The following is a 13,954-nucleotide window of genomic DNA, read 5'->3' on the forward strand; positions in this document are numbered from 1 at the left end:
ATGTCGTGTGCCCGAGTGTGTCGGGCGGGCTTGGAGTGTAACATTGAGCCTGTCCCACAGCGTTCGCAAGCCCTTGCCGCGAGCGGCATGTCGCGTCCCTGGTTGGCGATGAGCCGCGCCTGACGTCATGCGGTGAGCGGCCCCCCTGAGTGGGGAGGATGTGATGGCTGGCCTTATATCGAAGACCTGACACAGGTCTCGCCAGGAAGTTCTGACAGGAGTGAAGGGCATGTTGATTTCGGATTCTCTGCCGCAGATGTGGCTGATCTATCTTGGCCTGGCGGCAGTGGTGTTGGTGACCGGTTATCTGGCGGTTCGCGCCTTGCCGCGCTTCATACGCTGGATCGTGGTGGGAGCGGTGGCCGGCATGATCGCGGTGCCGACCGGTTTCCACGTGACGGCCAGCGTGCCGGAAGATTCCTATGGTGGTACGGCGCCAGCCATCGTGGCCTTCGCGGTGAGCCTGATCCAGAAGGATGGCAGCGGCATGGCCTCGGCCTTTGCCATGCTGGTACTGGGCATCGGAGCGGGCGTCGCGGCCGGTCTCGGCATCTGGTGGCTGGGACGTGGCCGTGAGCAGCGTCGGCGTGAAACGGCCCGCTCGCGTCAGCGTCGCGCGTCAAGTGCCGACGAAGAAGAGAACGACGACCTGCACGGGGAGGGCCTGCGTGCCGAGCGTCGTGACACGTCCGCCGGTGGCGCCACACGCTCGCGCGCCGCGCGGGATCGTCAGGAACCTTCTCTCTGATCAACGCTGCCCGGGCTTGCCCATGGGTGGAACAAGGATCTGCAATGGCTCGTGATGTGAATGCCTCGTCGTCTCTCGCTCGTCCCGTCGTTCGGCGCGCCCGCCGGCGCCCGTCAGATCCCCGCGCGTGGCGCCGGGGGCTGGCCGGTCTGACCATCTCGCTGCTGAGCGCTTTCTCAGGGCTGGGGGCCACCGCGGCATGGGCCGAAGAGGCAGCCTCTGCCCCCAAGGTCGCGGCTTCAGCGAGCGGGAGACAGGAAGGCGCAGAGATGTCGCCCAGCGAGGTGTCGCCCAGCGAGGTGTCACCCAGCGAAGTGTCGCCCAGCGAGGCGACAGCGCCGGGCAAGACACCGGATCTGCGCATGGCCATCGATGTCTCGGGCAGCATGAAGCACAACGACCCGGCCAATCTGCGCGCCAGTGCGCTGGATCTGCTGGTGACGCTGTTGCCGGAGCGCTCGCATGCCGGGGTATGGGGCTTCGGTGAGCAGGTGCAGTCACTGCTGGCGCTGGGGGCGGTGGATGCCGGCTGGAAGCGGTCTGCCCGCGGACTCGAGAGCCGTCTCGACGACTACGAGCAGTACACGGATCTGGAGGCGGGCCTGCGCGCCGCTGCTCAGGGAAATGATGCCGGCGTGGGTGGTGATGCACCGCGTCAGATCATCCTGCTCTCCGATGGCATGGTCGACCTGCGTGAGCCGAGCACCCGCAAGGCCGCCGCGGACAGCGCCTCGCGTCAGCGCATCACGGATGAGCTGACGCCGCAGCTTGCCGCCCACGACATCACGGTGCATACGGTGGCGCTGTCGCGCAATGCCGATGTGGATCTGCTTCAGCAGATCGCGGACGGTACCGGCGGCCTGGCAACGGTCGCCGAGAGCCCGGAAGACCTGTTGCGTGCCTTCCTCGCGGCGCTGGATCGCATCGTGCCCGGTGAGCAGGTACCGCTGAACGACAAGCGCTTCGTGATCGATGACAGCGTGCAGGAATTCACCGCCCTGGTCTTCCACGGCCCCGATGATCGCTCGCCGGTGCTGATTTCGCCGCAGGGGCAGCGTTACCGTCTCGCCGACCAGGCGTCACTGCCGGAAGGGGTGCGCTGGGAGCACCAGCCGCGTTATGACCTGATCACCGTGACGGATCCCCAGACCGGCAAGTGGCAGCTCGAGGGTGAGGTGGGGGCCGATAGCCGCATCACCATCGTCTCGGAACTGGCATTGGTCTCACGGCCCCTGCCTGCCACGCTCTATCGGGGTTTCGACTACTCGCTGACCGCATCGCTGGTCGATGGCGCGCGCGCCGTCAATGATGAGGACTTCCTGGCGACGCTGGATGGCAATGCACGTCTGGTGCCGGAGCAGGACGTGCAGGAGGGAGAAGGCGCGGCGGAGGATGTCACCACCGCACAGCAGCGAGGCCTTGAGCGTGACGGCGCCGACTTCCATGTCGACATGCCGGCCCCCGACCAGCTCGGTGGCGCCCGCCTGACCCTGACCGTGATGGGCTATCGCGACAATGCCTCCTTCGCGCGCCAGCTCAGTCAGCGTACCAGCGTGGTGGACCCGCTGCTGGTCGAGCCCGTCGGCGCTGACCCGCGTACCGGCAAGTCGCCTGACGCGCTGGAAGTCAGTGCGCGTCATCCGCTGCTCAATACCGCCAACACGCGTCTGGTCGCGACGCTGCATGGGGAGGCCCTGAGCGTGGCGGAGGATGGCGAGCGGCAATGGCGCATCGACCTGCCGCCCCTGGACTCGGATGTCCAGGCGGATGTGCAGATCAGCGCGCGTCTCGCGCTCGACGGAGCTCCGCCGGTGCTGGACCTCGCGCCCTATACCCTCAATGCGGACGCGGCGCGTCGGGCGGCCAATCTGGATCGCACACCCATCGAGGGGGAGCGCTTCGGTGAGATCGAGGGGCTGGATCAGGCCGGGGAAGATGCGCCGGAAGACCTCAACGCCCTGTTGATGAAGGGCCGTCTGCCCATCGACAAGGTACCGGCATTGATCGGCCAGTGGTTCGAGGGCGCTTCCGACTTCGCGCGCCAGGAAGCCGGCTCTGCCCGGAGCCGCATGATCGCCTATGCCGTGGCCGGCGCATTCGGCCTGCTGATGCTGATCCTGCTGGTGCGCCGCATGACACGCAAACCGACCCGACGGGAGGAACCCCATGTGTGAGCTGCTTGGCATGAGTGCCAATGTTCCGACCGATATCTGCTTCAGCTTCGCGGGCTTTCTGCAACGCGGGGGTGGCACCGGTCCGCACCGCGATGGCTGGGGTATCGCCTTCTATGAAGAGGGTGGCTATCGCGAATTCCGCGATCCGCACCCTTCAGTGGATTCGCCCATCGCGCGGATGATTCTCGACTATCCCATCAAGTCACAGATGGTGATCAGTCATATCCGCCAGGCCAATGTCGGCCAGGTGACGTTGGCCAATACCCACCCGTTCACGCGGGAGTTGTGGGGGCGCCAGTGGTGCTATGCCCACAATGGGCAGCTGGCGGACTGGCAGACGCTTCCCTTGCCGTACTATCGCCCCGTGGGCAGCACGGACAGCGAGCATGCTGCCTGTTTCCTGCTCGGCGAGATCCGCCGTGCCTTCCCGGAACCGCCCTCTCGCTGTGAGGACCTGTGGCGTCACCTGCATGCCCAGTGCGAGCGCCTGCGCGCGCTGGGGGTCTTCAATCTGCTGCTCTCCGATGGCGTGCATCTCTACGCCTACTGCTCCACCAAGCTTGCGCACATCACGCGCCGAGCGCCCTTCGGGCAGGCGAGCCTCACCGATTTCGAGATGAGCGTCGACTTCCAGCAACACACCACCGATGCCGATGTGGTGTCGGTGATCGCCACCGACCCGCTGACCGACAACGAGCAATGGCAGCGGCTGCTGCCCGGGCAGCTGGTCGTGTTCCGGGAAGGTGAGCTGGTCGCCAGTCTTGGCGGTGAGTTGCCGCTGAGTCAGGAAGAGCAGGGGCAGGCCGAGAGCGGGGCGGTCGATCGCACCGCCACCGCGCGTCGCAAGCCGGACTGGCTGGCCTCGGACCTGAGTTGCTGATGCCTGAGCGCTAGAAAAGTCGTTCGATCGCCAGACACACGAAGGGCCGCAATCGCGGCCCTTCGTGTGTCTGGCTTCCCGGTCTTCACTGACGTTTGCGGTCAGCGGCAGGCATCAGATTCAGCCTTCGACATCATCGAACATGCCGGCGAACATCGGCGAGGACAGGTAGCGTTCGCCACTGTCCGGCAGGATGACGACGATGGACTTGTCGGCGTAGGCCGGGTCTTCGGCCAGGCGCAGTGCCGCGGTCATTGCCGCACCACAGGAGATGCCGCACATGATGCCTTCTTCCTGCATGATGCGACGTGCCATGGCCATGGCGTCTTCGCTGACCACCGACTCGACGCGATCGATCAGCGTCAGATCCAGGTTATCGGGGATGAAGTTGGCACCGATCCCCTGGATCTTGTGTGGTGCCGGGGTGATGGGCTCGCCCTTGAGGCGCTGGGCAATGATGGCCGATTCCGCCGGCTCTACCGCCACGGCTTCCAGCGTCTGGCCACGCACCGTCTTGAAGTAGCGTGCGATACCGCTGATGGTACCGCCGGTGCCGACCCCCGCGACCAGCACGTCCATGTCGCCGTCCAGCGCATCCCAGAGCTCAGGGCCGGTGGTTTCCTCATGGATGCGCGGGTTGGCCGGATTGGAGAACTGCTGCGGCAGGAAGTAGCGCTCCGGCTCGGCCTTCTTGAGTTCGCAGGCCTTGTCGATGGCGCCCTGCATGCCCTTGGCGGGGTCGGTCAGCACCAGATTGGCACCCAGTGACTTCAGCACCTTGCGGCGCTCCATGCTCATGGAGGACGGCATGGTCAGGGTGACGGGGTAGCCACGCGCCGCACCGACGAAGGCCAGCGCGATACCGGTATTGCCGGAGGTCGGCTCGACGATCTCCATGCCCGGCTTGAGCTCACCGCGCGCTTCCGCATCCCACACCATGCTGGCACCGATCCGGCATTTGACGGAGAAGGCCGGGTTGCGGGCTTCCACCTTGGCGTACAGGCGCGGGTGGCGGCTGAGGCGGTTGATCTTGACCAGCGGTGTATTGCCGATGGCCTGTGAGTTGTCCTGGTAGATCTTTGCCATGGGGAAATCTCTCTGATCGATGAACAGTGACATGAGTGACGAGAAACAGACGCCGGGCATGCGGCTGCCACTGGCGTTCTGTGTGGATGGGCTTCAGAGTAAGAGGTAGCGCGTCGCGATTCAAAGGCCTTGAGAGCATAACGACATGTCAGCGTCGTCAGGGCCCCATGTGATGCATGCCGTCATGGCCGACAGCAGTCGATTCCCGTAATGTGAACGATGGTTTCAATCGATCGTTTTACAATCTCGAGACGGCTGGTTAAGGTAGCCTGACAGCATGAGAGGGTGGGGTGGAGTGCCATCTCGGCATCCCCCGTCATTTCCTGCGTGTCCGTCCAGCTGCGGACACCACGTCCCGATAACAACAAGTGTTGCGATCACTCGCGAGGGCTGTCGTCAAGCAGCCGCCAGCGGTCTCCACCGCCTCTCGGGGAATGCACCAGACGAACGATGCCATGGAGCCAAGTGCCATGCGTGATGCCAATCCTGCCGCCCCTGCGGCAGCCCATGATCCGCACCAGTCAGGCCCGGCAGAGGCCGCCGATTCCCTGATTCTCAGCGGTGAGCCGTTGTCCGGTCTCGAGGAGTACCCCTCGATTCTGGAGGTCTTCGAGGCCAGCTGCGCCAACTATGCCGAGCGTCCGGCCTTCAGCTGCATGGACAAGACGCTGAGCTACGCCGATGTGGATCGCCTGTCGCGCGACTTCGCCGCCTGGCTTGAGCATGAGACCGGCCTTGAGCCCGGGGATCGCATCGCCATTCAGCTGCCGAACCTGCTGCAGTTTCCGGTGGCCGTGTTCGGGGCGCTGCGCGCCGGTCTGGTGGTGGTCAACACCAACCCGCTCTATACCGAGCGCGAGATGCAGCACCAGTTCCATGACTCCGGCGCACGCGCCATCGTGATTCTGGCCAACATGGCGGACAAGCTCGAGAAGGTGCTCAAGCGCACGTCCATCGAGGAGGTCATCATCACCGAGATCGGTGACCTGCATGATTTCCCCAAGCGCCCGTTGATCAACCTGGCCGTACGCTACGTCAAGAAGATGGTGCCGAAGTACCATCTGCCCGACGCCCACTCGCTGCGCAGCGTGCTCAAGCGCGGCGCGGGGCTCTCGCACACGCGTGTCACGCGAGAGGCCGACGACATCGCGGCACTCCAGTACACCGGCGGGACCACCGGGGTCGCCAAGGGCACCATGCTGACCCATCGCAATCTGGTGGCCAACATGCTGCAGGCGCGCGGTGTGATCAGTGATGTGCTCAATGAAGGCCAGGAGGTGCTGATCGCGCCGCTGCCGGTCTATCACATCTATACCTTCACGGTGAATTGCCTCTACAGCATGGAGAGCGGCAACCACAGCGTGCTGATCACCAATCCCCGTGACATCGATGGCTTCATCAAGACGCTGGCCAGGACACCGTTCACCGCCTTCGTCGGCCTCAATACGCTGTTCTCGGCGCTGTGCCAGCGCGATGATTTCAAGGCGCTGGACTTCTCGAGCCTCAAGCTGACCATCTCCGGTGGCATGGCCCTGACGCGCAGCGCGGCTGAACGCTGGGAAGCCGTCACCGGCTGCCCGATCGCCGAGGGCTACGGCATGACCGAGACTTCGCCCATCGTCAGCTTCAACCCCCCGCGTGAGCTGCAGCTGGGGACCATCGGCAAGCCGGTGCCCGGCACCGAACTCAAGGTGGTGGATGCCGAGGGCGTGACGCTGGGGCGTGACGCGCCGGGTGAGCTGTGCGTGCGCGGTCCCCAGGTGATGAAGGGCTATTGGCAGCGTGATGACGCCACGCGTGAGGCGATGGATGACGAGGGCTTCATCCGCACCGGCGATATCGCGGTCATCCAGCCGGATGGCTTCGTGCGCATCGTCGATCGCAAGAAGGACATGATCATCGTCTCCGGCTTCAATGTGTTCCCCAACGAGATCGAGGACGTGGTCAGCGGGCATCCGGATATCGTCGAGGCCGCGGCGGTCGGCGTGCCGGACGAGCAGAGCGGTGAGGCGATCAAGCTGTTCGTCGTGTCCAGCAACCCGGATCTCGACCGCGACAGCCTGCGCAGCTGGTGCAAGGAGCAGCTGACCGGCTACAAGGTGCCGCGTTTCGTCGAATTCCGCGATGAGCTGCCCAAGACCAACGTGGGCAAGGTGCTGCGCCGTGAACTGCGTGACAGCGACGACGAAGGAGGCAATACCCCGGTGCGCGAGACCTGAAACCCGGCGTTGAGACGGGCCGCCGGCATGAGCGGGCGGCCATCAAGGTTGGGCGTGGCTACGCGCGGGGCTACAATGGACGGCCCGTCACTCGTTGGCGGGCCGTTTCGTCATTCAGGTCTCGTGGCTCGCTGCCCTGTGCAGTCGGGCGAGAGGCTGAGTTCCCGAGAGTATCCGGCTGCGCGCGTGGCGTGTGGTCGCTGGTTGAGAAGAGGCAGTCCTTGAGCGACACCGCTACCGCACCGTCCGAACATGCGCGTCTTGAAGCCCTTGCGGCTCGCCTCGAACGCGCCCTGAGCCGTGATCAGCGCGAGCTGGGCAAGCGCCTGGCTGGCCTGCGTCGGCGTCTCAAGGAAGGCAAGCCGGTCGATCGTGCCATCAACGATATCGAGAGCCGCCTCGAGGCGAGCATCGCCCAGCGTGCCGCGCGCGAGACGGCGCTGGCGCGCTGGCAGACACCGGCCGCACTCAACTATCCGCCGGAGCTGCCGGTGGTGGAGCGTCGCGAGGACATCCTCGCCGCGCTCGCCGAGCATCAGATCGTGGTGGTCGCCGGTGAGACCGGCTCGGGCAAGACCACCCAGCTGCCCAAGCTGTGTCTGGAGATGGGACTGGGGCGCAATGGTCTGATCGGCCACACCCAGCCACGCCGGCTGGCGGCGCGCTCGGTGGCGGCGCGTCTGGCCGAGGAGCTCGAGACGACCCTCGGCGAGACGGTCGGCTATCAGGTGCGCTTCAACGACACCACTGGCCCGTCGACGCTGATCAAGCTGATGACCGACGGTATCCTGCTGGCGGAAACCCAGCATGATCCGGACCTGAGCCGCTACGAGGCGATCATCATCGATGAGGCCCACGAGCGCAGTCTGAACATCGACTTCCTGCTCGGCTATCTCAAGCGCCTCACCGCGCGCCGTCCGGATCTCAAGATCATCATCACCTCGGCGACCATCGACGTGGAGCGCTTCAGTCAGCACTTCGCGGCCCAGGATGGCACGCCGGCACCCATCGTCTCGGTCAGCGGGCGCAACTTCCCGGTCGAGACCCAATACCTGCCGCTGGTGCGTGATGCCGAGGATGAGGAAGACCTCAGCCTGCAGGAAGGTATCCTGCGCGCGGTGGAAGAGCTGTCGCTGATCGAGCGCGAGAAGGGCTGGATGCAGGGCCCGCGTGACGTGCTGATCTTCCTGCCCGGCGAGCGCGAGATCCGCGCCACCGCGGATACCCTGCGTCGCGCCCAGCTGCGCGATACCGAGGTATTGCCGCTGTACGCGCGGCTCTCGAACGAAGAGCAGAATCGCGTCTTCCAGCCGCATCGTGGCCGGCGCATCGTGCTGGCCACCAACGTCGCCGAGACCTCGCTGACCGTGCCGGGCATCCGCTACGTGATCGACCCGGGTCTGGTGCGCATCAGTCGTTACAGCTATCGCTCCAAGATCCAGCGACTGCCGGTGGAACCGATCAGTCAGGCCAGCGCCAATCAGCGCAAGGGCCGCTGCGGGCGTATCGCCGAAGGCCTGTGCATCCGTCTCTACAGCGAGGAGGATTTCCTCGCGCGCCCGGAATACACCGAGCCGGAAATCCAGCGCACCAATCTGGCCTCGGTCATCCTCTCGATGCTGTCGCTCAAGCTGGGCGACATCGAGAAGTTCCCCTTCGTCGATGCCCCGGATTCGCGCTTCGTCACCGATGGTTTCCGCCTGCTGCGCGAACTGGGCGCGGTGGATGAGCACAACCGTCTGAGTCGTGATGGTCGCACCCTGGCACGTCTGCCCATCGACCCGCGTCTGGCGCGCATGGTGCTGGAAGGCGCCTCGCGCGGCTGTCTGCGTGAAGTGCTGATCATCGTCAGTGCACTGTCGATCCAGGACCCGCGCGAGCGTCCCGCCGACAAGCGCCAGCAGGCGGATCAGATTCACCACGAGTGGGACGATGACAGCTCCGACTTCGTCAGCTGGCTGAATCTGTGGGAAGGCTTCGAGCTGGCGCGTGACGCCTTGGGGGCCAACCCGCTGCGTCGCTGGTGCAAGGCGCGCTTCCTCAACTATCTGCGTCTGCGCGAGTGGCATGACACCTTCCGTCAGCTCAAGCAGCTGACGCGGGATCTCGGGCTGGAGATGACCAGCAGCCAGCACGAGCGCGACGCCGAGGCACAGGCCGAGGTCACCGCGCGGGTACTGGCGTCTCCGGGCCAGGGCCGTCGTCCGTCGGTGGCCATTGATCATGAAGCCCTGCATCGTGCGCTGTTGACCGGGCTGCTCTCCAATCTCGGCCTCAAGCAGGAAAATCGCGAGTATCTCGGGGCGCGCAACCGACGCTTCTTCGTGCATCCGGGCTCCGGTGTGGCCAAGAAGTCGCCCAAGTGGGTGATGGCGGCCGAGATGGTCGAGACCACCAGGCTATACGCGCGACAGGTCGCGGCGATCAAGCCCGAGTGGGTCGAGCCGCTGGCCGAGCATCTGGTCAAGCGCAGCTACAGCGAGCCGCACTGGGAGATGAAGCGTGCCCAGGTGGTCGCCAGTGAGCAGGTCACGCTGTTCGGCCTGCCCATCGTCACCGCGCGCAAGGTGCATTACGGCCCGCTGGCGCCACAGGAATCCCGCGAGCTGTTCATCCGCCGGGCGCTGGTCGAGGGTGAATTCCAGACCCGCGCGCCATTCTTCGCCCACAATCGTGGCCTGATGGAGGAAGTCGGGGAGCTTGAGGATCGTGCGCGCCGGCGTGACATTCTCGTCGATGAGGAGACGCTGTTCGCCTTCTATGCCGAGCGGATTCCGGAAGGCATCTACAACGGGCGCGGCTTCGACAAGTGGCGCAAGGATGCCGAGCGCGACAATCCGAATGTCCTGCATCTGGATCTCGATGACCTGATGGCGCGCGATGCCGAGGAAGTCACCGCTGCACGCTATCCCGAGCAGCTGCATCACAATGGCGTCGCCTACCCGCTGAGCTATCACTTCGCGCCCGGCGCGGTGGATGACGGCGTGACCATGACGGTCCCGGCGGCGATGCTCTCCCAGCTGCCGCGCTATCGCATCGAGTGGCTGGTGCCGGGGCTGCTGCGGGACAAGGCCATCGGCCTGATGAAATCGCTGCCCAAGCAGTATCGCAAGCAGGTGGTGCCGATTCCCAACTGGGTCGATGCCGCGCTTGAGGCGTTGACCCCGGATGACGTGCCGTTGACCGACGCGCTGGCCGAGTTCATGCGCGTCAAGACTGGCCTGCGCCTGCCGTCGGATGCCTGGGCGCCGGAGACGCTGGAGCCGCACCTGAACATGAACCTGCGCATCGTCGATCAGGACGGCAAGGTGCTGGGGGAGGGGCGTGATCTTGAAGTGCTCGAGGCGCGTTTCAAGGACTCGGCGGCCGCCGCGGCACGCGCCATGGCCAGTCGCAGCCGCGATGCCGACAGTGAAGTGCTGGAAGACCTGCCGGAGGCGCCGATCGCGACCTCCCACAGCACCACCCAGGCAGGCATTCGGGTCGAGGCCTATCCGGCGCTGGTGGTGAAGGCGGCGGCGCCCGCCGAGGGCGGCATGAGTGCCAAGGAACGCAAGCTGGCACGCAAGACCGGCAGAAACAGTGCACCGTCAAGTCACTCGCCCGCGAATGCTGCCGCCTCAAGCGAGCAGCAGCTGAGCGTGGAGCTGTTCGATCATCCGGCCAAGGCCGCCGCCGCGCATCGTGATGGCATCACGCGTCTGGCGATGGCGCGCCTGCCGGACCAGGTGCGCTATCTGGACCGGGAGTTCAAGGCACTGGAGCGCTGCGCGCTGCTGTTCGCCAAGGTCGGCACGCGTCGCCAGCTGGCGGATGACTTCCTCTACAGCGTCTTCGAGCAGGTGATGGCCGTCGAGCCGCTGCCGCGTTCGCGCGGTGAGTTGCAGGCGCGCCTGGATGACAAGCGGGCCGAGCTGGTGCCCCACGCCGAAGCACTGATCAAGCCGTTGGAGGCCGCGCTCACGCAGCATCTTGAGCTTTCCAAGCGCCTCAAGGGCAAGATCGACTTCTCGATGGCGCTGGTGGTGGCAGACCTCAAGGCCCAGCAGGCCCGCCTGGTGCACCCGGGCTTCCTCCAGGAGGCGGGTGCCTGGCTGCATCAGCTGCCACGCTATGTGGAGGCGATGCTGATCCGCCTCGACAAGGCCCCGCGTGAGCGCATGCGTGATCAACGTGACATGGAGGCGGTCAAGAGCTTCGAGACACGCCTTGATGCCCGCCTGAGCAAGGCCCGCGAGCAGGGCCTGCCCGATGCGGAGCTGGAGGAGTTCGGTTGGTGGCTGCAGGAGCTGCGCGTCTCATTGTTCGCCCAGCAGCTCGGCACGCTGGAGACCGTCTCCCCCAAGCGGCTGGAGAAGCGCTGGCAGGAATTGATGGCGCGGCGCTGAGTCGAGCCGCCATCCGCTTGCGTGACTGCTGCGTGGAGGCGTGATGCTCGCGTATGGCTCAAGCTGCATACAGAGAAAGCTGTTTAAGAGACGGCTGTTATCACGGGACGGATGCCAGGTTCAGGCGTCCGCCTGGCGCGAGACAGCGTACACTGAAGACAAGGGGGTGACGCTGTCTCGCTGCCGGCGCGGACCTGGAGGCTCGGCATTCGCCGCATGGGATGTCAGCCGCGACGTCACCCGATCAATCGGTGGTCTCCGACGAGAGGCTACTGTCAGGAGTGGATGCATGCCCAACAACGACAATCAGCACGCTGCCGACCCTCGCGCCACCACGGCGGAGCGCCAGCTGGACGCCACTGGCAATCACCGCGTGCTGATCACCGGCACCGGCCTCTACACGCCGGAACATGCCGTCAGCAACGAGGCGCTGGTCGCCTCCTTCAATGCCTGGGTGGCGGCGGACAACGCCGCCAATGCCGAGGCCATCGCTCGGGGCGAGCGCGAGCCGCGTACCGAGTCCAGCGCTGAATTCATCGTCAAGGCCTCGGGTATCCACAGCCGCTACGTGCTGGATGCCGAGGGCATTCTCGACCCTGAGCGCATGCGCCCGCGGCTGCCTGCGCGCGACAATGATCAACCCTCTGTGCAGTGCGAGATGGGCGTGGCGGCCGCGCGTGAGGCGCTGGCCGCGGCGGGCGTGAAGGCCGAGGAACTTGATCTGGTCATCGTGGCCTGCTCCAATCTCGAGCGCCCCTATCCGGCCGTGGCAGTGGAGCTGCAGGCGGCGCTCGAGGCCGGTGGCTATGCCTTTGACATGAACGTGGCGTGCAGCTCCGCCACCTTCGGGATCGAGACCGCGGCCAACGCCATCCGCAGTGGCAGCGCGCAGCGGGTGTTGATGGTCAATCCCGAGATCTGCAGTGCGCATCTGAATTTCCGTGATCGCGACAGTCACTTCATCTTCGGCGATGCCTGCACGGCCGTGGTGCTGGAAGCGGCGGATGTCGCCACGCGCACCGATGGCTTCGAGGTGCTCGGTACGCGACTGGTGACCCGTTTTTCCAACGCGATACGCAACAATTTCGGCTTCCTCAATCGCACCGCGGTGCGTGAGGATGATGTGGCATCTGCCACGACGCTGGACAGCGCCACGCACCGTGAACAGGCCGATGACAAGCTGTTCATCCAGGAAGGTCGGCGCGTGTTCCGCGAAGTCTGCCCGATGGTGGCCGAGCTGATCACCACGCATCTGGGCGAGCTCGAGGCCGATGGCGGTGATCTTGATCGCATGTGGCTGCACCAGGCCAATCGCCACATGAACGACATGATCGCTCGTCGCGTGCTGGGGCGTGATCCGTCGAGCGAGGAAGCGCCGATCATTCTCGACCGCTATGCCAATACCAGCTCGGCGGGGTCGGTGATCGCCTTCCATCTGCATCATGCGGATCTGCCCGCTGGCAGCCTGGGTGTGCTTTGCTCCTTCGGGGCCGGCTACAGTGCGGGAAGCGTGCTGCTGAAACGCTGTGGCTGATTCGCGCTGATGGCGTGCTTGAGCGGATGGCGCACTGGCTCCTGGCGTGAGCGGAACGTATAAAGAAGACCGGACCTGACAGCCATGGATGTGGCAAGGACCGCTGCAGGATTCCAACAGACTTACAGGTGATGCGATGCACATGATCAAGACTTCCCTGCCGGCACTGCTGGCCATGTCTCTGCTGGCCGGTTGTGCCAGTACAGGTGACAGCGAGCCGAATCCCCAGGACCCGTGGGAGGGCTTCAACCGCAACGTCTACACCTTCAATGACACCCTGGATCGCTATGCGCTCAAGCCGGTGGCTCAGGGCTACGATTACGTGACGCCGGAGCTGGTTCAGGATGGCGTGGGCAACTTCTTCTCCAACCTCGGGGAAGTGCGCACCATGTTCAACTCGGTGCTGCAGTGGAAGTGGGCGAATGCCGGGATTTCCACGGGGCGCCTGCTGCTCAATTCCACCGTCGGTATCGGCGGGCTGTTCGATCCGGCCAGCGAGCTTGGCTGGACGGTCGACGAGGAAGATTTCGGTCAGACACTTGCCGTGTGGGGCGCCGGCCAGGGGCCTTACCTCATGTTGCCGCTGTTCGGTCCGAGCACGCTGCGTGACACTGCCGGCATGCCGGTGGATTACTTCAATGATCCGATCAACTACCTCGAGGAAGACAAGGTGCGCTATGGCCTGAAAGCACTGGATCTCGTCGATACCCGTGCCGGTCTGCTCGAGCAGGAGAAGTTGATTCAGGGAGATCGCTACAGCTTCATCCGCGATGCCTATCTGCAGCGTCGCAACTTCGAGATCAACGATGGCAAGCTCGGGGATGATCCCTTCGCCAGCGACAGTTTCGATGATGCGGATCTCGATGGTGCCTTTGCACCGGAAGATGACAGCCAGTAAGGGCTGCCGAGTGTCCTGGCGGCACGT

Annotated in this window: 8 protein-coding genes; 7 read left to right on the forward strand and 1 reads right to left on the reverse strand. The window is 65.0% G+C overall.

Annotation, left to right across the window (positions count from 1 at the left end):
- The first annotated feature begins 229 nt into the window (after positions 1–229).
- The 3 genes from ACZYGA_RS10480 (at position 230) to ACZYGA_RS10490 (ending at position 3,802) form a co-directional block, all read left to right on the forward strand.
- On the forward strand, positions 230–748 hold the full coding sequence (locus tag ACZYGA_RS10480) for a hypothetical protein (protein ID WP_479399112.1): 519 nt from the start codon (positions 230–232) through the stop codon (positions 746–748).
- Between the two features lie 269 nt (positions 749–1,017).
- Positions 1,018–2,922: a VWA domain-containing protein gene (locus tag ACZYGA_RS10485; protein WP_479399114.1), complete on the forward strand. Its 1,905-nt coding sequence runs from the start codon at positions 1,018–1,020 to the stop codon at positions 2,920–2,922.
- A complete protein-coding gene (locus ACZYGA_RS10490) occupies positions 2,915–3,802 on the forward strand; it encodes a class II glutamine amidotransferase (RefSeq protein ID WP_077379264.1) in 888 nt (295 codons plus the stop codon). The genes ACZYGA_RS10485 and ACZYGA_RS10490 overlap by 8 nt, the downstream gene beginning before the upstream one ends.
- 120 nt (positions 3,803–3,922) lie before the next feature.
- Here ACZYGA_RS10490 and cysK read toward each other — a convergent pair whose 3' ends face one another.
- Positions 3,923–4,888 carry a cysteine synthase A gene (cysK, locus tag ACZYGA_RS10495; protein WP_077379423.1) on the reverse strand — a complete coding sequence of 322 codons (966 nt, stop codon included), beginning with the start codon at positions 4,886–4,888 and terminating at the stop codon, positions 3,923–3,925.
- A 470-nt stretch (positions 4,889–5,358) separates the two neighbouring features.
- Here cysK and ACZYGA_RS10500 point away from each other — a divergent pair, with 470 nt between their 5' ends.
- The 4 genes from ACZYGA_RS10500 to ACZYGA_RS10515 all read left to right on the forward strand — a co-directional run bounded on the left by ACZYGA_RS10500 (position 5,359) and on the right by ACZYGA_RS10515 (position 13,927).
- Positions 5,359–7,107, forward strand: coding sequence for an AMP-binding protein (locus ACZYGA_RS10500; protein WP_479399115.1), 1,749 nt, complete (start codon positions 5,359–5,361; stop codon positions 7,105–7,107).
- 221 nt (positions 7,108–7,328) lie between these two features.
- On the forward strand, positions 7,329–11,495 hold the full coding sequence (gene hrpA / locus ACZYGA_RS10505) for an ATP-dependent RNA helicase HrpA (RefSeq protein ID WP_284728619.1): 4,167 nt from the start codon (positions 7,329–7,331) through the stop codon (positions 11,493–11,495).
- A 289-nt stretch (positions 11,496–11,784) separates the two neighbouring features.
- A complete protein-coding gene (locus ACZYGA_RS10510; protein WP_479399117.1) occupies positions 11,785–13,029 on the forward strand; it encodes a beta-ketoacyl-ACP synthase III in 1,245 nt (414 codons plus the stop codon).
- Positions 13,030–13,171: 142 nt separating this feature from the next.
- Positions 13,172–13,927, forward strand: coding sequence for an MlaA family lipoprotein (locus tag ACZYGA_RS10515; protein ID WP_240499592.1), 756 nt, complete (start codon positions 13,172–13,174; stop codon positions 13,925–13,927).
- Positions 13,928–13,954 lie beyond the last annotated feature (27 nt).

The sequence above is a fragment of the Cobetia sp. BL01 genome (assembly GCF_056493605.1).

Bases quoted from the DNA above. Each gene is read 5' to 3' on its own strand.
- ACZYGA_RS10480 (WP_479399112.1), top strand. From the start codon at position 230: ATGTTGATTTCGGATTCTCTGCCGCAGATGTGGCTGATCTATCTTGGC.
- ACZYGA_RS10485 (WP_479399114.1), top strand. From the start codon at position 1,018: ATGTCGCCCAGCGAGGTGTCGCCCAGCGAGGTGTCACCCAGCGAAGTG.
- ACZYGA_RS10490 (WP_077379264.1), top strand. From the start codon at position 2,915: ATGTGTGAGCTGCTTGGCATGAGTGCCAATGTTCCGACCGATATCTGC.
- cysK (WP_077379423.1), bottom strand. From the start codon at position 4,888: ATGGCAAAGATCTACCAGGACAACTCACAGGCCATCGGCAATACACCG.
- ACZYGA_RS10500 (WP_479399115.1), top strand. From the start codon at position 5,359: ATGCGTGATGCCAATCCTGCCGCCCCTGCGGCAGCCCATGATCCGCAC.
- ACZYGA_RS10510 (WP_479399117.1), top strand. From the start codon at position 11,785: ATGCCCAACAACGACAATCAGCACGCTGCCGACCCTCGCGCCACCACG.
- ACZYGA_RS10515 (WP_240499592.1), top strand. From the start codon at position 13,172: ATGATCAAGACTTCCCTGCCGGCACTGCTGGCCATGTCTCTGCTGGCC.